General features: G+C 71.6%; 19 protein-coding genes. 18 read left to right on the plus strand and 1 reads right to left on the minus strand.

Annotated features, from left to right (window positions below):
- Window positions 1–100: 100 nt before the first annotated feature.
- From ndk to F4556_RS24325, 18 genes are all read left to right on the plus strand, one after another.
- Window positions 101–514 carry a nucleoside-diphosphate kinase gene (gene ndk, locus F4556_RS24240; RefSeq protein WP_184919504.1) on the plus strand — a complete coding sequence of 138 codons (414 nt, stop codon included), beginning with the start codon at window positions 101–103 and terminating at the stop codon, window positions 512–514.
- A gap of 302 nt (window positions 515–816) precedes the next feature.
- Window positions 817–1,842, plus strand: coding sequence for a rod shape-determining protein (locus F4556_RS24245; protein WP_073927935.1), 1,026 nt, complete (start codon window positions 817–819; stop codon window positions 1,840–1,842).
- Window positions 1,843–1,927: 85 nt separating this feature from the next.
- Window positions 1,928–2,809 (plus strand): rod shape-determining protein MreC, encoded by an 882-nt coding sequence (gene mreC / locus F4556_RS24250; RefSeq protein WP_184919508.1) that lies wholly within the window; start codon window positions 1,928–1,930, stop codon window positions 2,807–2,809.
- A gap of 2 nt (window positions 2,810–2,811) precedes the next feature.
- Entirely contained in the window at window positions 2,812–3,453 is a 642-nt protein-coding gene (mreD, locus tag F4556_RS24255) for a rod shape-determining protein MreD (protein ID WP_184919510.1), read from the plus strand.
- A gap of 13 nt (window positions 3,454–3,466) precedes the next feature.
- Window positions 3,467–5,677, plus strand: a complete 2,211-nt coding sequence (mrdA, locus tag F4556_RS24260; protein ID WP_184919512.1) for a penicillin-binding protein 2 — start codon at window positions 3,467–3,469, stop codon at window positions 5,675–5,677.
- Window positions 5,674–6,867 (plus strand): rod shape-determining protein RodA, encoded by a 1,194-nt coding sequence (gene rodA, locus F4556_RS24265; protein ID WP_184919515.1) that lies wholly within the window; start codon window positions 5,674–5,676, stop codon window positions 6,865–6,867. The genes mrdA and rodA overlap by 4 nt, the downstream gene beginning before the upstream one ends.
- A 60-nt stretch (window positions 6,868–6,927) precedes the next feature.
- On the plus strand, window positions 6,928–8,856 hold the full coding sequence (locus tag F4556_RS24270) for a TIGR03960 family B12-binding radical SAM protein (RefSeq protein ID WP_184919516.1): 1,929 nt from the start codon (window positions 6,928–6,930) through the stop codon (window positions 8,854–8,856).
- Between the two features lie 81 nt (window positions 8,857–8,937).
- A complete protein-coding gene (locus F4556_RS24275) occupies window positions 8,938–9,531 on the plus strand; it encodes a hypothetical protein (protein WP_184919518.1) in 594 nt (197 codons plus the stop codon).
- Between the two features lie 131 nt (window positions 9,532–9,662).
- Complete coding sequence (locus tag F4556_RS24280) at window positions 9,663–10,427, plus strand: TIGR03936 family radical SAM-associated protein (RefSeq protein ID WP_184919520.1); 765 nt, start codon at window positions 9,663–9,665, stop codon at window positions 10,425–10,427.
- 420 nt (window positions 10,428–10,847) lie between these two features.
- Entirely contained in the window at window positions 10,848–14,294 is a 3,447-nt protein-coding gene (locus F4556_RS24285) for an Rne/Rng family ribonuclease (protein WP_184919522.1), read from the plus strand.
- Between the two features lie 218 nt (window positions 14,295–14,512).
- Entirely contained in the window at window positions 14,513–14,830 is a 318-nt protein-coding gene (rplU, locus tag F4556_RS24290; RefSeq protein ID WP_184919524.1) for a 50S ribosomal protein L21, read from the plus strand.
- Between the two features lie 12 nt (window positions 14,831–14,842).
- Window positions 14,843–15,100, plus strand: a complete 258-nt coding sequence (rpmA, locus tag F4556_RS24295; protein WP_057238555.1) for a 50S ribosomal protein L27 — start codon at window positions 14,843–14,845, stop codon at window positions 15,098–15,100.
- 106 nt (window positions 15,101–15,206) lie between these two features.
- Window positions 15,207–16,691, plus strand: a complete 1,485-nt coding sequence (obgE, locus tag F4556_RS24300) for a GTPase ObgE (RefSeq protein ID WP_184919526.1) — start codon at window positions 15,207–15,209, stop codon at window positions 16,689–16,691.
- A 143-nt stretch (window positions 16,692–16,834) separates the two neighbouring features.
- The gene (gene proB, locus F4556_RS24305) at window positions 16,835–17,971 is read left to right on the plus strand and encodes a glutamate 5-kinase (RefSeq protein ID WP_184919528.1); all 1,137 of its coding nucleotides are present in this window, start codon (window positions 16,835–16,837) and stop codon (window positions 17,969–17,971) included.
- A gap of 64 nt (window positions 17,972–18,035) precedes the next feature.
- Entirely contained in the window at window positions 18,036–18,488 is a 453-nt protein-coding gene (locus F4556_RS24310; RefSeq protein WP_184919530.1) for a DUF8830 family protein, read from the plus strand.
- A 64-nt stretch (window positions 18,489–18,552) separates the two neighbouring features.
- On the plus strand, window positions 18,553–19,866 hold the full coding sequence (locus F4556_RS24315) for a glutamate-5-semialdehyde dehydrogenase (RefSeq protein ID WP_184919532.1): 1,314 nt from the start codon (window positions 18,553–18,555) through the stop codon (window positions 19,864–19,866).
- Between the two features lie 96 nt (window positions 19,867–19,962).
- Complete coding sequence (locus tag F4556_RS24320; protein WP_184919534.1) at window positions 19,963–20,544, plus strand: SCO2584 family spore wall biosynthesis protein; 582 nt, start codon at window positions 19,963–19,965, stop codon at window positions 20,542–20,544.
- Between the two features lie 87 nt (window positions 20,545–20,631).
- Window positions 20,632–21,660: an SCO2583 family membrane protein gene (locus F4556_RS24325; protein ID WP_184919537.1), complete on the plus strand. Its 1,029-nt coding sequence runs from the start codon at window positions 20,632–20,634 to the stop codon at window positions 21,658–21,660.
- Between the two features lie 146 nt (window positions 21,661–21,806).
- Here the strand turns inward: F4556_RS24325 and F4556_RS24330 are convergent, their stop codons facing one another.
- On the minus strand, window positions 21,807–22,844 hold the full coding sequence (locus tag F4556_RS24330; protein WP_184919539.1) for a M48 family metallopeptidase: 1,038 nt from the start codon (window positions 22,842–22,844) through the stop codon (window positions 21,807–21,809).
- Window positions 22,845–22,924 lie beyond the last annotated feature (80 nt).

Here is a 22,924-nt window from a genome sequence, read left to right on the forward strand (position 1 = left end):
TGCGAGCCCCGCGTCCCCGGCAGCACGTACCTGCGGGTTCAGTCGAATACGCAAGGTAGCCTTTCGGGTGACCGACCCCTAGTCCCCAGGAGCCGTTACCGTGTCGCAGCGCACTCTCGTCCTGCTCAAGCCCGACGCCGTCAAGCGAGGCCTGGCCGGCGAGATCATCAGCCGGATCGAGCGCAAGGCCGGCTGGCAGCTCGCCGCGGTCGAGCTGCGCACCTTCGACCGGGAGACGCTGGAGCAGCACTACGCCGAGCACGTCGGCCGCCCGTTCTACGAGCCGCTGCTCGAGTTCATGACCTCGGGCCCGTCGATCGCGCTGATCGTCGAGGGCGAGAACGTCGTGCCCGGCATCCGCGCGCTGGCCGGTGCCACCGACCCGCTGCAGGCCGGCCCCGGCACCATCCGCGGTGACTTCGCCACCATCACCCGCGAGAACCTGATCCACGCCTCGGACTCCGAGGCGTCGGCCGAGCGCGAGATCAAGATCTTCTTCCCCGCCCAGGCCTGACCGGTCTGACGGGCCTTCACCTGGTCGGGCCGCGCACCGCCAGGCCCGACCAGGTGAATATCGACGTTTCATCCTCCTATACGGAACTCGAAGCCCCGACACGGCGTCCCAATCCTCGGAGATGCCGACGAGCCGCCGGAGAATGGGCAGCACGCCGTACCTCGCAGTCCGAGACGACCGGCGTGGCTACGATGGAGCACAACTCACGGGCTCGGTACGGCTGGTCAGCCGTCGTCCGCCCCCATCTCCCCGCCATCTGATTCCGAGCTCGGGAAGGCACCACACACCCCATGGCCAACAATCTGTCGTTCATCGGCCGTGACATGGCGATCGACCTGGGCACTGCCAACACGCTGGTGTACGTCAGGGGCAAGGGGATCGTCCTCAACGAGCCGTCCGTGGTCGCGGTGAACACCAACACCGGCGGCATCCTGGCGGTCGGGTCCGAGGCGAAGAAGATGATCGGGCGCACGCCCGGCAACATCGTCGCGATCCGCCCGCTCAAGGACGGTGTGATCGCCGACTTCGAGATCACCGAGCGGATGCTGCGCTACTTCATCCTCAAGATCCACCGCCGCCGCTACCTGGCCCGCCCCCGCGTCGTGGTCTGCGTGCCCAGCGGCATCACCGGAGTCGAGCGCCGCGCCGTGATCGAGGCCAGCTCGCAGGCCGGCGCGCGCCAGGTGCACATCATCGAGGAGCCGATGGCGGCCGCGATCGGCGCCGGGCTGCCGGTGCACGAGGCCACCGGCAACATGGTGGTGGACATCGGCGGCGGCACCACCGAGGTCGCGGTGATCTCGCTCGGCGGGATCGTCACCGCGCAGTCCATCCGGGTGGCCGGCGACGAGCTGGACAACGCGATCGTGCAGCACATCAAGAAGGAGTACAGCCTCCTGCTCGGTGAGCGCAGCGCGGAGCAGATCAAGATGAGCATCGGTTCGGCCTTCGCCCTGGAGGGCGAGAAGGACGAGCACGCCGAGATCCGCGGCCGCGACCTGGTCAGCGGCCTGCCGAAGACCGTGGTGATCTCCGCGGCCGAGGTCCGCGAGGCGATCGACGAGCCGGTCAACTCCATCATCGACGCGGTGAAGACCACCCTGGACCAGTGCCCGCCCGAGCTGGCGGGCGATGTGATGGACCGTGGGATCGTGCTCACCGGCGGCGGCGCCCTGCTGCGCGGCCTGGACGAGCGGCTCCGCCGGGAGACCGGCATGCCGATCCACATCGCGGAGAACCCGCTCGACTCGGTCGCGCTCGGCTCCGGCAAGTGCGTCGAGGAGTTCGAGGCGCTCCAGCAGGTACTGGACGCCCAGCCCCGTCGTTGAGCGGGAAAGAACACAAGTCAACTGAAGGGCCCTCAGCCGTCCACAGCGGGTGGGGGCCAGGCACCGAAGGGGCAGCTCCAGCATCGTGAGGGACACCCGAGAGAGCCGACTGCTGCTCGTCCTGCTGGTAGCGGTCGCCTTCGCCCTGATCACCGTGGACATCAAGGGCGGCGAGAGCTCTCCGCTCAGTGGTGCCCGTCGCGCCGCCGCGAGCGTGCTCGGCCCGGTCGAGCGCGGCGCGGCCGGCGTGGTCGACCCGGTGGCCGGCACCGTACGGGCCGTGCGGGACGCGGGCACCCACCAGGCCCGGCTGGACCAGATCACCCGGGAGAACACCGACCTGCGCCAGCGGGTCGCCTCCTCCGACACCGCGTCAGGCCGCACCAAGCAGCTGGACGAGCTGCTGCGCACCGCCGGGAACGGCGGATACACCGTCAAGGCCGCCCAGGTGATCGCGATCGGCGCCGCCCAGGGCTTCTCCTGGACCATCACCATCGACGCCGGCAGCGACGACGGCCTGACCCGGGACATGACCGTGATCAACGGTCAGGGCCTGGTCGGCCGGATCACCACCATCGCGCCCACCACCGCCACCGTGCTGCTCGCCTCCGACCCCGGCTTCAGCGTCGGGACCAGGATGGAGGGCACCGGCGAGATCGGCTTCGCCAACGGCCAGGGCACCGGCCCGATGAAGGTCTCGCTGCTGAACGGCAAGGCCCAGGTCAAGGCCGGAGACCGGCTGGTCACCTTCGGCTCGCAGAGCGGCCGCCCGTTCGTCCCCGGCGTCCCGGTCGGCAAGGTGGTCGAGGTGGAGGCGACGCCGGGTCAGCTCACCAAGACCGTGCTGGTCGAGCCGTACGTCCAGTTCACCCGGCTCGACCTGGTCGGCGTGGTGGTGGTCCCGCCGCGGACCGACCCGCGGGACGCCGTACTGCCGCCCGCCTCGACACCCGCAGGGGGGAACTGACCATGCGGATCAACCGCATCCTGCTCTCCGCCGTCCTGATCCTGCTCGCCCTGGTGATCCAGGTCAGCGTGCTCGGACGGCTCCAACTCCCGGGCGCCACACCGGATCTGCTGCTCCTCGTGGTGGTCGGCCTGGCCCTGGTCTACGGGCCCACCGGCGGCTGCCTGGTCGGCTTCTCGGCCGGCCTGCTGGCCGACCTGGCCCCGCCCTCCGACCACGCCATCGGCCGCTACGCCCTGGTGCTCTGCCTGCTCGGCTACGCCACCGGGCTGCTCCGCCCGGACGGCGCCCGGCAGCGCTCGGCGGTCAGCGCGCTGCTGATCGTGGCGGTCGCCGCGGTCGCCTCCACCCTGCTGTACGCGACGGTCGGCGCCCTGGTCGGCGACACCGCCGCCCGGCACGTCGGCCTGACCGGCCTGGTGTTCAGCGCCCTGCTGTACGACGTGCTGCTGGCCCCGTTCGTGGTGCCCGCCGTGATGATGCTGGCCCGCCGGTTCGACGGCGGCAGCGTGGTCACCGAGTCCGAGGACTCCAGCGGCTCGGGCCTGGGCACGCTGGCCCGCTACCGCACCACCCGCGAGGCGTCCCCGCTGCCCGGCTACGGCCGGAAGCGGCGGATTCCCGGCCTGGCCAAGCGCCCCTGAGGAGCGAGCACCGTTGAGCAACATCCCGGAGACCGGCCGCACCCAGCGGGTGACGATCCGTCTGATCGTCCTGCAGGTCCTGGTGCTGTCGCTGCTCGCCACCCTGGGCGGACGGCTCTGGTACCTGCAGATCCGCACCGGCCACGAGTACGTGGAGAAGGCGGCGGGCAACCACGTCCGCGAGGTGGTCGAGCCGACCGTGCGCGGCGAGATCCTGGACGCCTCGGGCCGGATCCTGGCCGGGAACGAGGCCAAGCTGGTGGTCTCGGTCAGCCGCACCTCGCTGCTCCAGCAGAAGGACCGCGGCAAGGCCGTGCTGGCCCGGCTCGCCGACGTGCTCGGGATGCCCGCCAAGGACGTCCAGGACAAGGTCAGGCTCTGTGACGCCAAGACCGCGCAGCCCTGCTGGAACGGCTCGCCCTACCAGCCGATCCCGGTGACCAAGGCGGCCACCACCCAGCAGGCGATGCAGATAATGGAACGTCACGAGGACTTCCCCGGCGTGACCGCCCAGCCCACCTCGCTGCGCCGCTACACCGGCGTCGAGGGCGCCAACCTCGCCCAGGTGCTCGGCTACCTCTCGCCGGTCACCGACGAGGAGGTCACCAAGTCCAAGGACAAGGAGGGCCGGGAGCGCCGGTTGCCGGTCGACCAGATCGGCCGGGCCGGCCTGGAGTCGGTGTACGACAACGACCTGCGCGGCACCACCGGCATCGACCGGCTCGAGGTGGACAACCTCGGCCGGGTGATCGGCAGCGCGGGCAAGACCCCGGCGGTGCCCGGCAACAACCTGGTCACCAGCATCGACGCCCGGGTCCAGAAGGCCGTCGAGGACAACCTCGCGCAGGCCATGGTGGACGCCCGCAAGGCGTGGGACAAGGACACCAAGCGCAACTACGAGGCCGACTCCGGCGCGGCCGTGGTGCTGGACGTGCACACCGGCCGGATCGTCGCGATGGCCAGCGCCCCGACCTACGACCCCAACCTCTGGGTCGGCGGCATCGCGGGCAAGGACTACACGAACCTGACCAGCAAGGAGTCCAACTACCCGCTGCTGAACCGGGCCATACAGGGTCAGTCCGCCCCCGGCTCCACCTTCAAGGTGGTCTCCGCCGCCGCCGCCGCGCAGGCCGGCTACTCGCTGAACAGCAACTACGACTGCCCGAGCAGCATGACCATCGGCGGCCGCGAGTTCAAGAACTTCGAGAGCAAGGGCTACGGCCCGATCAGCCTGGCCCGCGCCCTGGAGGTGTCCTGCGACACCGTCTTCTACGGCCTCGCCTACGACCAGTGGATGGCCGACGGCGGCATCAAGCCGAAGAAGGACGCGGCGGACTGGTTCTTCAAGACCGCCAAGCAGTTCGGCCTCGGCGCCAAGACCGGCATCGACCTGCCCAGCGAGGCCCCGGGCCGGATCCCGGACCGCCAGTGGAAGCAGGAGTACTACGACGCCAACAAGGACGCCTGGTGCAAGCAGGCCCAGTCCGGCGGCAACGACTACGGCACCCTGGTGGCCAAGGAGAACTGCGCCGACGGCAACCAGATGCGCGCCGGTGACATGGTCAACTACGCCATCGGCCAGGGCGACACCCTGGTGACGCCGCTCCAGATGGCCAAGATCTACGGCGCGCTGGCCAACGGCGGCACGCTCTACCGCCCGACCATCGGCAAGGCCGTGGTCAGCCCGGACGGCACGGTGATCCGGGAGATCGCCCCGCAGGTGGACGGCAAGCTGCCGACCGACCAGCGCACCCTGCAGTACATCGACCAGGCCACCAAGGGCGTCATCGAGCAGGGCTCCGCCGCGTGGAAGTTCACCGGCGCGGGCTGGCCGCAGGGCAAGATCGAGCTGCACGCCAAGACCGGCACCGCCGAGGTCTTCGGCAAGCAGACCACCTCGTACCTGACCACCTACAGCCGCGACTACGCGGTGGTCATGACGATGAGTCAGGCCGGTACCGGCTCCGGTGCCTCGGGTGACGCCGTCCGGCGGATCTACCAGGCGCTGTACGGCGTGGACGACAAGGGCAACATCGACACCGGCAAGGCCCTGCTCAGCAAGCCGCAGGCCGAGCTGCCGAAGTTCAACCCGGACGGCACGGCCGTCCACCCGGTGGCGCTCTTCCTCGACCCGCAGCCGCCCACCGCCCCCGCCGCGCCGGGCACGCTCACCCTGGCCGCGCTCGAACCCACCACCCGCACCGCCGGAAGGGGCCGGGCATGACCTCCTCGTACAGCCAGTACCGGCTGGCGCCGCAGCGCGGCACGGTCGGCCGGGCGCTGGCCAAGGGCTCCCCGCTCCGCCGGCTGGACTGGATCATGGTGCTGTCCGCCCTCGGCCTCTCGCTCGGCAGCTCGCTGCTGGTCTGGTCGGCCACCCGGGGGCGCGACTCGCTGACCCACGGCGACCCGCAGTACTTCCTGCTCCGGCACCTCACCAATCTGGCGATCGGTCTGGTGCTGTGCGGGATCGTGGTCCTGATAGGGAGTCGGCGCCTGCGCACCGCCGTGCCGGTGGTGTACGTGCTGACGCTGCTGATGCTGCTCGCGGTGCTCACCCCGCTGGGCTCGACCATCAACGGAGCCAAGGCCTGGATCCAGTTCGGCGGCGGATTCTCGATCCAGCCCGCCGAGTTCGCCAAGTTCGCGATCATCCTGGCGATGGCCGTGGTGCTGTCCGCCCGGGTGGACGCGGGGGAGCGGGAGTACCCGCCGAACCGCAGCGTGCTCCAGGCGCTCGGGCTGGCCGCGCTCCCGATGGCCGTGATCATGCTGATGCCCGACCTCGGCTCGGTGATGGTGATGGGCGTCATCATCCTCGGCATCCTGCTCGCCTCCGGCGCGGCCGACCGCTGGGTCTTCGGCCTGATCGGCGCCGGCGCGCTCGGCGCGGGCGCGATCTGGCAGCTCGGCGTGCTGAGCAAGTACCAGATCGACCGGTTCGCCGCCTTCGCCAACCCCGCGCTCGACCCGGCCGGGGTGGGCTACAACACCGCCCAGGCCCGGATCGCCATCGGCTCCGGCGGCCTGACCGGCATGGGCCTGTTCAAGGGCACCCAGACCACCGGCCAGTTCGTCCCCGAGCAGCAGACCGACTTCGTCTTCACGGTGGCCGGCGAGGAGCTCGGCTTCGTCGGCGCGCTCGGCCTGATCCTGCTGCTCGGCCTGCTGCTCTGGCGGGCCTGCAAGATCGCCCGGCAGGCCACCGACCTGTTCGGCACCATCGTGGCGGCCGGAGTGATCAGCTGGTTCGCCTTCCAGGCCTTCGAGAACATCGGGATGAACCTCGGCATCATGCCGGTCGCGGGCATCCCGCTGCCGTTCGTCTCCTACGGCGGTTCCTCGATGTTCGCGGTCTGGATCGGCGTCGGCCTGCTCCAGTGCGTCCGCACCCAGCGGCCGATAGGGATTTGACCGTAGCTGGTTCGGCTACCCTTGAGGGTCACCTTGTCCCCGCCGAAAAGGGCTCACCGCATGCCAGTCGAATCGGTCTTCCCACGCCTGGAGGCCCTCCTCCCGCACGTCCAGAAGCCGATCCAGTACGTCGGCGGCGAGCTCAACTCGACCGTCAAGGACTGGGACAGCGCCGACGTCCGGTGGGCCCTGATGTACCCCGACGCCTACGAGGTCGGGCTGCCCAACCAGGGCGTCATGATCCTGTACGAGGTGCTGAACGAGCGCGAGGGCGTGCTCGCCGAGCGCACCTACAGCGTCTGGCCGGACCTGGAAGCGCTGATGCGCGAGCACGGCGTCCCGCAGTTCACCGTCGACGCGCACCGGCCGGTCAAGGCCTTCGACGTGTTCGGGCTCTCCTTCTCCACCGAGCTCGGCTACACCAACATGCTGACCGCGCTCGACCTGGCCGGCATCCCGCTGAACGCCGCCGACCGGGGTCTGGACGACCCGATCGTGCTGGCCGGCGGCCACGCCGCGTTCAACCCCGAGCCGATCGCCGAGTTCATCGACTGCGCGATCATCGGTGACGGCGAGCAGGCCGTGCTCGACATGACCGAGATCATCCGGGCCTGGAAGGCCGAGGGCCGCCCCGGCGGCCGCGACGAGGTGCTGCTCCGGCTGGCTCGTACGGGTGGGGTCTACGTCCCGCGCTTCTACGACGTGGACTACCTGGAGGACGGCCGGATCGCCCGCGTGGTGGCCAACCGCGAGGGCGTGCCGTGGCGGGTCTCCAAGCACACCGTGATGGACCTGGACGAGTGGCCCTACCCCAAGCAGCCGCTGGTCCCGCTCGCCGAGACCGTGCACGAGCGGATGTCCGTGGAGATCTTCCGCGGCTGCACCCGCGGCTGCCGTTTCTGTCAGGCCGGCATGATCACGCGCCCCGTGCGGGAGCGAAGCATCACCGGCATCGGCGAGATGGTCGAGCGCGGCCTGAAGGCCACCGGCTTCGAGGAGGTCGGCCTGCTCTCGCTGTCCTCCGCCGACCACACCGAGATCGGTGACATCGCCAAGGGCCTGGCCGACCGCTACACCGAGGACAAGATCGGCCTCTCGCTGCCGTCCACCCGGGTCGACGCCTTCAACATCGACCTGGCCAACGAGCTGACCCGCAACGGCCGCCGGTCCGGTCTCACCTTCGCCCCCGAGGGCGGCTCGGAGCGGATCCGCAAGGTGATCAACAAGATGGTGTCGGAGGAGGACCTGATCCGCACCGTCGCCGCCGCCTACGGCAACGGCTGGCGCCAGGTCAAGCTGTACTTCATGGTCGGCCTCCCCACCGAGACCGACGAGGACGTCCTGCAGATCGCCACGATGGCCAAGAACGTGATCCAGAAGGGTCGCGAGGTCACCGGCCAGAACGACATCCGCTGCACCGTCTCGATCGGCGGCTTCGTCCCCAAGCCGCACACCCCGTTCCAGTGGGCGCCGCAGCTCTCCGCCGAGGACACCGACGCCCGGCTCGGCAAGCTCCGCGACGCGATCCGGAACGACCGCAAGTACGGCAAGAACATCGGCTTCCGCTACCACGACGGCAAGCCCGGCATCATCGAGGGCCTGCTCTCCCGCGGCGACCGCCGGGTCGGCGCGATCATCCGCGCGGTCTACGAGGACGGCGGCCGCTTCGACGGCTGGCGCGAGCACTTCTCCTACGACCGCTGGATCGCCGCCGCCGAGAAGGGCCTGACCGGCACCGGCGTCGACGTCGCCTGGTACACCACCCGCGAGCGCAGCTACGAGGAGGTGCTGCCCTGGGACCACCTGGACAGCGGCCTCGACAAGGACTGGCTCTGGGAGGACTGGCAGGACGCCCTCGAGGAGGTCGAGGTCGAGGACTGCCGCTGGACCCCGTGCTTCGACTGCGGCGTGTGCCCCCAGATGGACACCTCCATCCAGATCGGCCCGACCGGCGTGAAGCTGCTGCCGCTCACGGTCGTCAACTCATAGTACCGATCCACAACCTGACGGCCCCTCCCGTGCGTACTGCACGGCAGGGGCCGTCAGGCCATGTCGAGGGGGGAAACACCGATGGACCAGCAGGACGGACCGGGCGGCTGCCTGACCGGGGTGGCGAGGGTGATCGCGCTGGTGGTCGTGGTGCCGCTGCGGTTCCTCTGGGAGCTGTTGGCGCTGGTGCTGCGCGGGGTCGGCACCGTCCTCTACTGGGTGCTCCTCTGGCCGCTCGCCCAGCTCTGGCGGTACGTGGCCGAGCCGCTGCTGCGCTATCTGCTGGTGATCCCGCTGAGCTGGCTCTGGCAGCAGGTTCTGGCGCCGTCCGGCCGCTGGCTCTGGTCGTGGGCGCTGGCGCCCGTGGGCCGGGCCGCGGTGGTGGTGTTGGAGTGGGTGCTCACCTACCTGGTGATGCTGCCGCTGAAGTTCCTCTGGGAGTACCTGCTGTGGCCGGTGCTGCACTATCTGGTGCTGATTCCGCTGCGCTGGCTGTGGCGCTGGGTGCTGGCACCGGTGTTCCGGGTGCTCGGCTGGGCCTGGGGGATCGCGGGCCGGGTCGGGCGGTTCCTGGTGGTCCGACCGTGCCGTTGGGTGCGCCGGGAGGTCTGGTGGCCGGTCAAGGCGGAGGTCGCCCGAGTGCTGCGGGAGGTCCGGCGGGCGCTGCTGGGCTGAGCAGGCCGTACCCTTGAGCCTGACAGAGTCCGGCCGGAGCCCGTTGGTGCAGTGGCCGGACCGGCCTACTGACTAAGGACTGAGCGACCCTGGCACGCCGCACGCCTGACGGTCCGCCGCCCGCGCCGACGGTGCAGCGCATCCGTCTCCGGTACACCAAGCGCGGCCGTCTGCGCTTCACCAGCCACCGTGACTTCCAGCGGGCGTTCGAGCGCGCGCTCCGCCGCTCGGCCGTCCCGATGGCGTACTCGGCGGGATTCACCCCGCACCCGAAGGTCTCGTACGCCAACGCCGCCCCGACCGGGGTGGCCAGCGAGGCCGAGTACCTGGAGATCGGCCTGGCCGAGATCCGCGACCCGGAGGCGCTGCGCGCGCAGCTCGACGAGTCGCTGCCGGACGGTCTGGACATCACCGACGCCGTCGAGGTCCGCACCCCGAACTTCGTGGAGCGGCTGGAGGCCTCCGAGTGGCAGGTCCGACTGGACCGGGTCACGCCCGAGGAGGCGGGCCGCGCGATCGCCGCTTTCCTGGCCGCCGAACGGGTCGAGGTCGAACGCCTCACCAAGAACGGCGTCCGGGTCTTCGACGCGCGCGGTCCTGTCGCGGCACTCGAACTGCTTTCGCCGCAGGTCGGCGATGGTAACGAGACCGGCACGGACGGTACCGCCGATGTTCGTACCACCAATCCCTGTGCGATACTGCGGCTGGTAGTACGACACGCCACACCCGCCGTACGACCCGACGACGTTTTGTCCGGTCTCCGTGCGACGGCCGACCTGGCGCCGCCGGTCCCCGCTGAGGTGACCAGGCTGGCGCAGGGGCCGCTCGACGAGGAGACCGGCACGGTGACCGACCCGCTGGCGCTCGACCGCGCCGCGGCCCCGGCCGGCCTGTAGGCCGCCGGGCCGCGCGCACCTGCGTCCGCCTAGCGGGAGGAGGGCCGGCCTGGGTTTCCAGGCCGTGTCCCCTCCGGGCCGCCGCGGCTCCCCAGGGGAGCGAGCGCCGTCGAACGCAGGCCAGCCCCTTGTGGCCCGCCGCCCCGGATGGGCGGTGGGCCCGAGGACCCCTCCGGCAGCCATCCGGGACGGGGGACGGCACCGGCCCGGAAAAACTTGAAGACTGGTCAGAACCAGAAGACTTTCGACACCCCGCACTGTGCGGGGCGCCGAGCGAGACTACGAGCCCCTGTGCGGCATCGGCGTCCCGCACGGCGACGCCGTGGAGGTCGGCCCGCGAAGCTCGCGACCGACCGGAACCAGCGGCGTCGCGCCGTGCCCGGATGCGGAGCCCGGGGGCCTGACGGGAGATCCACCCGCATGCTCGAGAACGAGAACAACGAACCGCAGCAGCCCGCGGCCGACGACAGCGCGGCCCCGCCGCGTCGCCGCCGCCGCGCGGTGTCCCGCCCGGCGGGTACCCCGCAGGGCGCCGCCACCGAGACCGCCGAGACGGTCCTGCCGGCCGAGCCGCACGAGGCCCCGGCCGTTGCGGCCGCCGCCGAGGAGCCCGCGCCGGAGAAGCCCGTCCGGGCCCGCCGCACCCCCCGCAAGCGCGTCGAGTCCCCGGCCGGTGCGCCGGAGGCCGTCGCCGAGGCACCCGCGCCGGTCGAGGCCGCTGCCGAGGAGCCCGCGCCGGAGAAGCCCGTCCGGGCCCGCCGCACCCCCCGCAAGCGGGCCGAGGCCGCGCCGGTCGCCGTCGAGGAGGCCCCCGTGGTCGAGGTCGCGGCCGAGGAGCCCGCCCCGGTCGAGGACGCCGCCCCGCCGCGCCGTGCCCGCCGCCGCCGGGTGGTCGAGGCCACCCCGGTCGTGGTCGAGGAGCCGGTCGTCGAGGAGGAGCCCGAGGCTCCCGTCGAGGAGCCGGTGGCCGAGGCCCCGGTCGCCGAGCCCGCCCCGGTGGTCGAGGACGCCGCCCCGCCGCGGGCCCGCCGCCGTGCGGTCCGCCCGTCCACCGCGATCTTCCAGGCCCCGGTCTTCCAGGAGCCCGCGCCCTACGTCGCCCCCGCCGCACCGGCCGCCGCCGTGACCGCCGCGCCGGCCGCCGCCGCCCCGGTGGCCGCGCCCGCCGCCGCCAAGGCCGCCGCGCCGGTCGCCGCTCCGGCCGCGCCGCAGGAGGAGGACGAGTTCGAGTACAGCGGGGTCGGCCGTCGCCGCCGCACCAGCCGCCAGGTCCGGGTGCAGACCCCCTCGCGCCAGTCCCGCGGTGGCCGTCAGGAGGCCCGCCAGGAGGCTCGTCCGGAGCCCCGGGTGGAGCAGCCGGAGCCGGTCCGCGAGGTGCCCAAGGTCGAGGCGCCCAAGGCCGAGGCCCCGGCCGCGGTCGAGGAGGCGCCCGTCGAGGTGACCGCCGGTCCGGAGACCGAGGGCGAGTGGGAGGACGACCGTCCGTCCCGCCGTCGCCGCCGTGGTGGCCGTCGCCGCCGCCGTGGTGAGGCCGAGGAGTTCGAGGCCGAGCAGGGCACCGAGCCGACCGCGGCCGCCGTCGAGGAGCCCGAGGAGGACGTCGAGGAGGAGGACGAGGACGACCTGGCCGGTGGCCTGGCCTCGTCCCGTCGTCGCCGTCGCCGTCGTCGCCGCAGCGGTGACAGCGCTGGTGGTGTCGAGGTGGTCGCCGAGACCAACGAGGACGGCGTCCGAACCGTCGTCAAGGTCCGGGAGCCGCGCCGCCGTTCGACCGAGCCGGCCTTCGACCCGGACGAGGTGCAGTCCATCAAGGGCTCGACCCGCCTGGAGGCCAAGAAGCAGCGCCGTCGCGAGGGCCGCGAGCTGGGCCGCCGCCGGGTGCCGATCATCACCGAGGCCGAGTTCCTGGCCCGCCGGGAGTCGGTCGAGCGGGTCATGGTGGTCCGTCAGAACGGCCTGCGCACCCAGATCGGTGTCCTCGAGGACAACGTGCTGGTCGAGCACTACGTGAACAAGGAGCAGGCCACCTCGTACGTCGGCAACGTCTACCTGGGCAAGGTCCAGAACGTGCTGCCGTCGATGGAGGCCGCCTTCGTCGACATCGGCAAGGGCCGCAACGCGGTGCTGTACGCCGGTGAGGTCAACTTCGGCGCGCTGGGCGGCCACGGCGGCCCGCGCCGGATCGAGTCGGTGCTGAAGTCCGGCCAGTCCGTGCTGGTCCAGGTCTCCAAGGACCCGATCGGCCACAAGGGCGCCCGCCTGACCAGCCAGATCTCGCTGCCCGGCCGCTACCTGGTCTACGTGCCCGAGGGCTCGATGACCGGCATCAGCCGCAAGCTCCCGGAGAACGAGCGGGCGCGTCTCAAGCAGATCCTCAAGAAGATCGTCCCGGACGACGCGGGCGTGATCGTGCGCACCGCCGCCGAGGGCGCCAGCGAGGACGAGCTGACCCGCGACGTGCAGCGCCTGCAGGCGCAGTGGGAGGAGATCCAGAAGAAGGCCGCCACCGGCAACGCCCCGGCGCTGCTGTACGGCGAGCCGGACATGACCGTCCGGGTCGTCCGCGACATCTTCAACGAGGACTTCACCAAGGTCATCGTCTCCGGCTCGGAGGCCTGGAACACCATCCACGAGTACGTCACCAACGTGGCGCCGGACCTGACCGAGCGTCTGCAGCGGTGGACCTCGGACGTGGACGTGTTCGCGACCTACCGGATCGACGAGCAGCTGATGAAGGCGCTGGACCGCAAGGTCTGGCTGCCGAGCGGCGGTTCGCTGGTGATCGACCGGACCGAGGCGATGGTCGTGGTCGACGTCAACACCGGCAAGTTCGTCGGCCAGGGCGGCAACCTCGAGGAGACCGTCACCCGGAACAACATCGAGGCGGCCGAGGAGATCGTCCGTCAGCTGAGGCTCCGTGACCTCGGCGGCATCATCGTGATCGACTTCATCGACATGGTGCTGGAGTCCAACCGGGACCTGGTGCTGCGCCGACTGCTGGAGTGCCTGGGCCGGGACCGGACCAAGCACCAGGTGGCCGAGGTCACCTCGCTCGGCCTGGTGCAGATGACCCGCAAGCGGGTCGGCCAGGGCCTGCTGGAGTCCTTCTCCGAGTCCTGCGTGCACTGCAACGGCCGCGGCGTGATCGTCCACATGGAGCAGCCCACCTCGGTGGGCGGCGGCGGTGGCCCGGTCGGCACCGCGGGCGAGCTCGCGGCCGGTGGCTCCAAGCGTCGTCGCCGGGGCAAGGGCGGCACCGCGCTGGAGGAGTCGCACGCGGTCGCCGAGACCACCGAGGACGAGCACGACCACGAGGAGTTCGAGGTCATCCCGAACGGCGGCGAGCAGCTGGAGATCGCCGTTCCGGAGACCGTCGAGGTGGCCGAGGCCGTCGAGACCGTGGTCGAGGCGCCGGTCGCCGAGCCCGCTCCGCAGGTCGACCTGGTCGAGATCGAGGCGGCCCCGGCCGCTCCGGCCGGCCGGACCCGCCGCCGCGCGGTCCGCAAGGCGACGGCTCCGGCCGGTGCGCCGGGCGAGGCCGAGATCGTGGTGCTGCAGGCCCGTGCCGAGGCCGCGATGGAGGCCGCGCTGACGGCCGCCGCCGTGCCCGCGGTCGAGGAGCCTGAGGTCGTCGTCGAGGCGCCCGAGGCCGAGCCGGTCGCCGAGGAGCCCGCCGTCGAGGCCCCGGCCGAGGAGGAGCCCGCGCCGAAGAAGCGCGCGGCCCGCAAGGCTCCGGCCAAGAAGGCCGTCGCGGCCAAGAAGACCACGGCCGCGAAGAAGACCACCGCCCGCAAGACCGCCACCAAGCGGACGAGCGCGGCGGCCAAGAAGGCCGCGGCCGCCGAGGGTGATTCGGCGGCTGAGTAAGCCCTGGTGCGGGGGCGGTTCGTTCGAGCCGCCCCCGCTCCGGTAGGGCCCGGTTTGCCCAAGTGGGTGCCGGTCCGTATTCTTGACCCTTGGCGTGTCTGACGCCGCGCTCCCGAGCACATCACCTCTCGAAACTCGTTTCGGGGGAGGCCGCCTGTGTCCGTACCCAGGTGGCTGGCATCGAGAGTTCCGATCGAGTTAGAGAAAGCAGGTACCGCATGTACGCGATCGTTCGCGCAGGCGGCCGCCAGCACAAGGTCGCCGTCGGCGACGTGCTGGAGATTGACCGTGTTGACGTCAAGCCGGGTGACTCGGTGGAGCTCTCGACCATCCTGGTCGTCGACGGTGACGATGTCACCTCCGACCCGTGGGTCCTCGCCGGCGTGAAGGCTCACGCCGAGGTGGTCGACCACACCAAGGGTGAGAAGATCATCATCCTGCGCTACAAGAACAAGACCGGTTACCGTCGCCGCCAGGGCCACCGTCAGCGCCACACCGCTGTCCGGATCACCAGCATCGACTCCGTCAGCAAGTAAGGGGATAGCGAGATGGCACACAAGAAGGGCGCAAGCTCTACCCGGAACGGCCGTGACTCGAACGCCCAGCGCCTCGGCGTGAAGCGCTTCGGCGGTCAGGTCGTCAGCGCCGGCGAGATCCTGGTCCGCCAGCGTGGCACCCACTTCCACCCGGGTGCGGGCGTCGGTCGCGGTGGCGACGACACCCTGTTCGCGCTGAACGCCGGTGCGGTGCAGTTCGGCACCCACCGCGGTCGCCGCGTCGTGAACATCGTGGCCGTCGAGGCCTGATTCTGACCCAGCGTCGGAATTCCTGTGGAGGGTGGGCCGGAATTTTCCGGTCCACCCTCCATGCTTTGAAGCAGAGACTGTTTTTCCCTATCTGGAGGCACACCCCATGACCACCTTCGTGGACCGCGTCGAACTGCATGTCGCCGCGGGTAACGGAGGCCACGGCTGCGCCTCCGTTCACCGAGAGAAGTTCAAGCCGCTGGGCGGGCCCGACGGCGGCAACGGCGGTGAGGGCGGCAGCGTGATCCTCATGGTCGACGCGCAGGTCACCACGCTGCTCGAGTACCACCACTCGCCCAAGCGCAAGGCCACCAACGGCAAGCCGGGCGCGGGCGGTCACCGCACCGGCTCGACCGGTGGGGACCTGGTGCTGCCGGTGCCGGACGGCACCGTGGTGATGGACAAGCAGGGCAACGTGCTGGCCGACCTGGTCGGGCACGGCACCAGCTTCATCGCCGCGGCCGGCGGCCGTGGCGGTCTGGGCAACTCGGCGCTCTCCTCGGCCCGCCGCAAGGCCCCCGGTTTCGCCCTGCTCGGCGAGCCCGGCGAGGCCCGCGACATCGTGATGGAGCTCAAGTCCGTCGCCGACGTCGCCCTGGTGGGTTACCCGAGCGCGGGCAAGTCCTCGCTCATCTCGGTGATCTCGGCGGCCAAGCCGAAGATCGCGGACTACCCCTTCACCACCCTGATCCCCAACCTCGGTGTGGTCACCGCGGGCGAGACGGTCTACACCGTCGCCGACGTCCCCGGCCTGATCCCGGGCGCCAGCCAGGGCCGCGGTCTGGGCCTGGAGTTCCTCCGGCACGTCGAGCGCTGCACCGTGCTGGTGCACGTGCTGGACTGCGCCACCCTGGAGCCCGGCCGGGACCCGGTCACCGACCTGGAGACCATCGAGGCCGAGCTCTCCCAGTACGGCGGTCTGGAGGACCGGCCGCGGCTGGTCGCGCTCAACAAGATCGACGTGCCGGACGGCCAGGACATCGCCGACCTGACCCGGGCCTCCCTGGAGGAGCTCGGCTACCGCGTCTTCGAGGTCTCCGCCGCCTCCCGCGCGGGCCTGCGCGAGCTCAACTACGCGATGGCCCAGATCGTCGCCGAGGCGCGGGCCGCCAAGCCGCTGCAGGAGGCCACCCGGATCGTGCTGCGGCCCACCGCCGTGGACGACGCCGGCTTCACGGTCACCGAGGAGGACGGCGCGTACCGCGTGCGCGGCCTCAAGCCCGAGCGCTGGGTGCGGCAGACCGACTTCTCCAACGACGAGGCGGTCGGGTACCTGGCCGACCGGCTGGCCCGGCTCGGCGTCGAGGACCAGCTCTGGAAGGTGGGCGCCCAGGAGGGCGACACCGTCATCATCGGTCCGGACGAGAACGCCGTGGTCTTCGACTGGGAGCCGACCCTGGCCGCCGGTGCGGAGATGCTCGGCCGCCGTGGCGAGGACCACCGCCTGGACACCCAGCGCCCCGCGCTGGACCGCCGCCGGGACAAGCAGAAGCTGCGCGACTCGGCCGAGGACGAGTTCCTCGCCTTCGAGGCGCTGTCCAGCAAGCGGCCCGCGGCGCTGGACGTGGACGACTCGGGCGACGAGGAGTAACTCGCTTGCTGGCACAGGGGCGTGGGGAGCCGAGAGGCTGCCCGCGCCCCTGTGGCGTGTCCACGGGCTGAAAAGCCGTCGGGGGCGAGGGCCCGGATCGCGTAGATTACGACCCGTCGATTCTCGTGTGGAGGCAAGCCCGGATGACGGACCAGACCCTGCGTCAGGAGGTCCTGACCGCACGCCGCATCGTGGTCAAGGTCGGCTCCTCCTCGCTCACCACCGCCGCCGGCGGGCTCGACGCGGACCGGGTGGACGCGCTGGTCGACGCGCTCGCCAAGGCCCGCAGCCAGCCCTCGGCCCCCGAGATCGTGCTGGTCTCCTCCGGCGCCATCGCGGCCGGCCTGGCCCCGCTCGGTCTGGACCGCCGCCCGCCGGACCTGGCCCGCCAGCAGGCCGCCGCCAGCGTCGGCCAGGGCCTGCTGGTCGCCCGGTACACCGCCTCGTTCGCCCGGTACGGCGTCCGGGTCGGCCAGGTGCTGCTGACCGCCGAGGACGCCAGCCGCCGGGCGCACTACCGGAACGCCTACCGGACCCTGGACCAGCTGCTGGCGATGGGCGCGATGCCGATCGTCAACGAGAACGACACCGTCGCCACCGCCGAGATCAAGTTCGGTGACAACGACCGGCTGGCCGCGCTGGTCGCCCACCTGGTCCGGGCCGACCTGCTGGTGCTGCTCTCCGACGTGGACGGCCTGTACGACGGCGACCCGAGCAAGCCCGGCACCACCCGGATCGACCAGGTCAGCGGCCCGCACGACCTGGACGGGATCGAGATCGGCAGCACCGGCAAGGCGGGCGTGGGAACCGGTGGCATGGTCACCAAGGTGGAGGCCGCCCGGATCGCCACCGGTGCCGGCATCCCGGTGGTGCTGACCGCAGCCAGCCAGGCCGCCGACGCCCTGGCGGGCCGTCAGACCGGCACGCTGTTCCTGCGCACCGGCAGCCGCTCCGCCGACCGGCTGCTCTGGCTGGAGCACGCCAGCAGCCCGCGCGGTGCCCTCCAGCTGGACCCGGGCGCGGTCGAGGCGGTGGTCTCCGGCGGGAAGTCGCTGCTGCCCGCCGGGGTGACCCGGGTGGACGGGGAGTTCTCCGCCGGTGATCCGGTGGACCTTCTTGGCGAAAACGGCCACATCGTCGCCCGTGGGCTGGTCAACTTTGATGCGAGGGAGTTGCCCCGTCTGCTCGGCCGGTCCACCAGAGAGCTGGCCCAGGAGCTCGGTGCCGCGTACGAGCGCGAGGTCATCCACCGCGACGACCTGGTCATCCTGCGCGGCTGACGGGCCCGACCCCTAGGCCGTCCGCAGCGGCCACGACACGACGTCGCCGAACAGGAGGCCGCCGGTGGGACGAAGGCTGACCAGCATCGACGGCGGCCGGGGCGAACACGTACCCGAAGAACCCGGCGCCACCGTACGCCAGTTGCACGACCGGGCCGAGCTCCCCGAGGAGGAGCAGCCCCGGCTCTGGCACGTCGTGCTGAGCGTGGCGGGCAAGGTCACCCCGCTGGCCGAGCTGCGGGCCGGGCTCGAACAGCTGGCCCACGACCACTCGTTCTTCCTGACGGCTCGTTACGCCGCCGACCACGCCGAGATCCGCTACTGGGAACAGGCCAGGGACCTGCACGACGCCGCCGCGATCGCGCTCCGGCTCTGGGGCGAGCACAAGAGCTCGGCGAACTTACCGCCGTGGGAGATCGTCGGCCTCGAAGTGGTGGACCGTCCGACCTACCACAAGCGGATCTCCGAGGGCTTCGGCGATCCGCCGCCGCACCTGGGCGGGGTGCACCCGTACTAGCGCGCTGTCTCAGCGCTCGATCAGCGGCTCCGGGCGGTCGGGCGCAGTCGCTACCCTTGGCCGCATGACCAGCGACCAGACCACCGACAGCCCCGTCCTCGCCGTCGCGCGCCGTGCCCGTGAGGCGGCCGCCGTGCTCGCCCCACTGCCGCGTTCGGTGAAGGACGCCGCGCTGCTGGCGATCGCCGACGCGCTGCTCGCCCGGACGGCCGAGATCACCGCCGCCAACGCTGAGGACGTCGCGAAGGCCCGCGCGGCGGAGACCCCGGAGTCGGTGATCGACCGGCTGACGCTCGACGACGAGCGGATCGCGGCGATCGCCGCCGACGTCCGCTCGGTGGTCGGCCTGCCCGACCCGGTCGGTGAGGTGATCCGGGGCTACACGCTGCCGAACGGTCTGGACGTCCGTCAGATCCGGGTCCCGCTGGGCGTGGTGGGCATCATCTACGAGGCCCGCCCCAACGTCACGGTGGACGCCGCCGCGCTCTGCCTGAAGTCCGGCAACGCCGTACTGCTGCGCGGTTCGGCCTCCGCCTACCGCTCCAACACCGCCCTGGTCGGCGTGCTCCGGGACGCGGTGGCCGGGGCCGGGCTGCCCGCCGACGTGATCCAGCTGGTGCCGGGCGAGAGCCGGGAGTCGGTGCAGGAGCTGATGCGGGCCCGCGGCCTGGTCGACGTGCTGATCCCGCGCGGTGGCGCCTCGCTGATCAAGACCGTGGTGGAGGGCTCCACCGTGCCGGTGATCGAGACCGGCACCGGCAACTGCCACGTCTACGTGGACGCCGACACCGACCTGGCGATGGCGGTCGGCATCCTGCTGAACTCCAAGGCCCAGCGGGTCAGCGTCTGCAACACCGCCGAGACCCTGCTGGTCCACCAGGACGTCGCGGACGCCTTCCTGCCGCTCGCGCTGGCCGCGCTGGCCGAGGCCGGGGTGACCGTGCACGGCGACGACGCGGTGCTCAAGGCCGCCGAGGGCTCCGCCGCCACCGTGGTGCCGGCCACCGAGGAGGACTGGGAGACCGAGTACCTCTCGTACGACCTCGCGGCCGCCGTGGTGCCGTCGCTGGATGCCGCCGTCGCGCACATCCGGCGCTGGTCCTCGGGCCACACCGAGGCGATCGTGACCACCTCGCAGGCCGCCGCCCGCCGCTTCACCCAGTTGGTCGACTCCACCACCGTGGCGGTCAACGCCTCGACCCGGTTCACCGATGGGGGTGAGTTCGGTTTCGGCGCGGAGATCGGCATCTCCACCCAGAAGCTGCACGCGCGCGGCCCGATGGGCCTGCCCGAGCTGACCTCCACCAAGTACATCGTCACCGGTGACGGTCACGTCCGGGGCGGCGTCACGCCCACCGTGGGTGGTACGAACGGCTGACGCCGGCTCAGCGGCGGCGGTTCGTCCGGGGCTTCCGCTCCGGACGAACTGCCGGGACCCACAGACAAAAGCCCCGGCCGGTAATACATTGAATCCGTGGCTGAGGACTTGGGGGGCTCGCCGTACTCCGACGGCGCCGACCATGGTGGAGCGGACGACGAGTTCGCCACCGTGGTCCTTGACGAGGCATTCATCCGGTCCGCCGCCGTGCACGAGCCGAGCGCCGAGGAGCGGCAGCTGGCCGCCGCCGAGGCCAGGTTCGAGCCGGACACGGCGGCACTCGGCCGGGTCCCGGAGTTCACCGCGACGGACGGGGTGCCGCTCGAGCTGCGCCCGCACCCGAGCGGCCTGGACGACGACCGGCTCTACACCGACCCCTGGTCCGGCGGCCGGGCCGCCCGGCGGCTGCGCTGGAGCCGGGCCGACGGTTTCGACCCCGGCCGGGCGGGCGGCGGCCGGCAGGTCGCCCAGCAGCGCTGGCACCGTCCGGTCGCCTGGGTGCTCGCGGTGGTGATGGGCGTCAGCGTGGTGGCCGTCGCGGTGGCCGCGATCTACCGCGGCACGGGCGGCGGCGAGCAGCCGGCCAGCCGCCCGGAGACCGGCACCAGCACCAGCGGTGCGCCGCCACGTGGCGAAACCTCGCAGGCGCCACCGGTGACGGTTTCGATCAGCCGCTGAGCCGGTTACCGGCGGGTTCACCGGCAGCCACGAAGAAGTTACGCACAGCCTCTCGTGGCGCGCCAACACCGGCTCTACCCTTGAGTCATGGGTGACCCGGTCGAGCCTCCGGAGGGTACGCCCGACGGTGGTTCCGGTAACGAGGACGAGTACCGATCCGTCGTCTTCGACGAGTCGTTCGTCCGAGCTGCCCGGATCCAGGAGCTCTCGGCCCGGGAGCGGCTGGGTGGCAACTACCCTCGCGCGGTCCGTCGGCGCGGCCTCTTCGGCTCGCTGTCCCGGCAGGCGCTGGCCCTGTTGCTGCTGGTGGTGCTGGCCTTCGCGGCCGCGGTGTACTTCGGGATCTCCTCGCCCCAGTCGCAGTCCGGCCGGCCGAGCGGCAGCCAACTGACCGTCAGCCTGGTGGCGCTGGCCCCGAGTTCGGCCGTCACGCCGGTGGACGACCCGAACGCCCCGTTCGCCGGCCTGCCCGCGAGCTACCGGGACGGCATCGTCGGTCTCGGCACCCCGGGCGGCTCCGCCACCACGCACTTCACCCGCGCCGAGGTGATCCGCGCGCTCGACACCGTCCAGCGCTACCTGAACGCCTCCTCGCTGGCCCCCGGCACCCTGGTCCGCGGCGAGACCGCGGACGCCCGCCGCCTGATCACCCCCGGGCAGCAGACCCAGTACGACCAGAGCATGGCCACCCCCAGCGATGACCAGCACCACGAGGCCACCGGCTGGCTGGTCCGCTTCGACCCCGGCAAGGTCGCGCTGGCGGTGGACACCGTCAAGGCGGTCGGCGCGATGACGATCGACGAGGCGGGCGCGGGCGTGCTGGTGGTCGACACCGACCACACCTTCGTCTACGCGCTCCGGCCCGCCGAAGCTCCGGGCGGGCCGGTCACGTTGCACACCGTGCGGCGGGCGCTCCGCTTCGAGTTCGACCGGGCGGACCTGGCGGCGGGGCGGCTCCGCCTGGTGGACTCGGTGGTCCAGACGGGGCCGACCCCCTGCAACAGCCGGCTGGCGGCCTACCTGCAGCCGATCCTCACCGGCACCACCCCACCGGCCGTCACCGACCCGGGCGACCACTCGCGGTCGGCTTGGGCGATCTGCGCGGTCCTGAGGTGAAACGAGCCCCGCAGGGGCTCGGGGAACGGCGAGGAGATCTGGCGTTCGGGTCAAACTGCAAAGTGCCTGACCACTTACGTACGGATCACCCTTTACGAGGTCGGCGTCGCAGTTCCCCGAGCCCCTGTCTGCCGAAGCGTGTGCGATTACTCGCCGGTGTTACGGGGCCCCGTGAAGGTGTCGCGGAGTTTGCCGCCCATGGTGGCGGCGCCGCCTGCGACGTCGCGGATGAGGCCGATCAGCGGGTCCTTGGTCTCCTTCATGGACTTGGAGTAGGAGTCGGCCGCCGCCTTCCACTGCTCGCCGACCGAGGTGTCCGGGTCGTCGGCGCGGCGCGGGTAGGCGCCGGCCAGGATGGAGCGGTACTCGTCGCTGTCAGCCCACTTCTTGAGCTTGGCGACCCGGACCACCGCGAAGGGGTGGGTCTGCGGGAGGACCTGGAGCAGCTTGAGCACGCCGTCCCGGAGGTCGCCGGCCTTGTCGTACTCCTCGGCCTGCTCGAGGAAGGCGTCGACGTTCATCTCGGCCAGGTTGTGGCCGCCGGCCAGCTTCATCAGGCCGCGCATCGAGGCCTGCAGGTCCTGACCGGCCAGCAGGCCGGCCCGGTCGCAGGAGAGTTCGGCCTTGCGGAACCACTCCTTGAGGGCGGTGATCACGGCGGTGATGGCCAGGGTGCCGAGCGGGATCCAGGCGATCCGGGTGGCGATGTTGGTGAGGATCAGCAGCATCGTCCGGTAGACCGCGTGGCCGGACATCGCGTGGCCGACCTCGTGGCCGATCACCGCGCGGAGCTCCTCCTCGTCCAGCAGGTCGACCAGGCCGCTGGTGACCACGATGATCGGGGTGTCCATCCCGATGCACATCGCGTTCACGGTGGGGTCCTGGGTGACGTACAGGTCGGGGACCTGCTCCAGGTCGAGGATGTAGGCCGCGTCCCGCACCATCGCGTGCAGCTCCGGGAACTGACGCTCCGACGTGCGGACGGCGGTGGCCAGGAACATCAGCCGGACGCTGCGCTCGGAGACCAGGCCGGCCAGCTTCTTCAGGACGTCGTCGAAGCCGGACAGCTTCCGCAGGGCGACCAGCGCCGAGCGGTCGGCCGGGTGCTCCCAGGCCCGGGTGGAGATCCCGGGGAAGCGCTCACGGCGGCGGCTCGGCGTGTTGTCCTTGGTCATGTCCGTCATGTGCTGAGTACCTCCTGCTCGACGCCGGCACCGGCTCTGCCCGGCCCCCGCTGCTGTTCGCTACAACGTCTGTTCGCGTG

This window comes from Kitasatospora gansuensis, assembly GCF_014203705.1.
Classification (GTDB): Bacteria; Actinomycetota; Actinomycetes; order Streptomycetales; family Streptomycetaceae; genus Kitasatospora; species Kitasatospora gansuensis.

Coding starts and splice junctions, on each gene's coding strand:
- mreD (WP_184919510.1), top strand. CDS start 2,812: ATGCGGATCAACCGCATCCTGCTCTCCGCCGTCCTGATCCTGCTCGCC.
- rodA (WP_184919515.1), top strand. CDS start 5,674: ATGACCTCCTCGTACAGCCAGTACCGGCTGGCGCCGCAGCGCGGCACG.
- F4556_RS24270 (WP_184919516.1), top strand. CDS start 6,928: ATGCCAGTCGAATCGGTCTTCCCACGCCTGGAGGCCCTCCTCCCGCAC.
- F4556_RS24275 (WP_184919518.1), top strand. CDS start 8,938: ATGGACCAGCAGGACGGACCGGGCGGCTGCCTGACCGGGGTGGCGAGG.
- F4556_RS24285 (WP_184919522.1), top strand. CDS start 10,848: ATGCTCGAGAACGAGAACAACGAACCGCAGCAGCCCGCGGCCGACGAC.
- rplU (WP_184919524.1), top strand. CDS start 14,513: ATGTACGCGATCGTTCGCGCAGGCGGCCGCCAGCACAAGGTCGCCGTC.
- rpmA (WP_057238555.1), top strand. CDS start 14,843: ATGGCACACAAGAAGGGCGCAAGCTCTACCCGGAACGGCCGTGACTCG.
- obgE (WP_184919526.1), top strand. CDS start 15,207: ATGACCACCTTCGTGGACCGCGTCGAACTGCATGTCGCCGCGGGTAAC.
- proB (WP_184919528.1), top strand. CDS start 16,835: ATGACGGACCAGACCCTGCGTCAGGAGGTCCTGACCGCACGCCGCATC.
- F4556_RS24315 (WP_184919532.1), top strand. CDS start 18,553: ATGACCAGCGACCAGACCACCGACAGCCCCGTCCTCGCCGTCGCGCGC.
- F4556_RS24325 (WP_184919537.1), top strand. CDS start 20,632: ATGGGTGACCCGGTCGAGCCTCCGGAGGGTACGCCCGACGGTGGTTCC.
- F4556_RS24330 (WP_184919539.1), bottom strand. CDS start 22,844: ATGACGGACATGACCAAGGACAACACGCCGAGCCGCCGCCGTGAGCGC.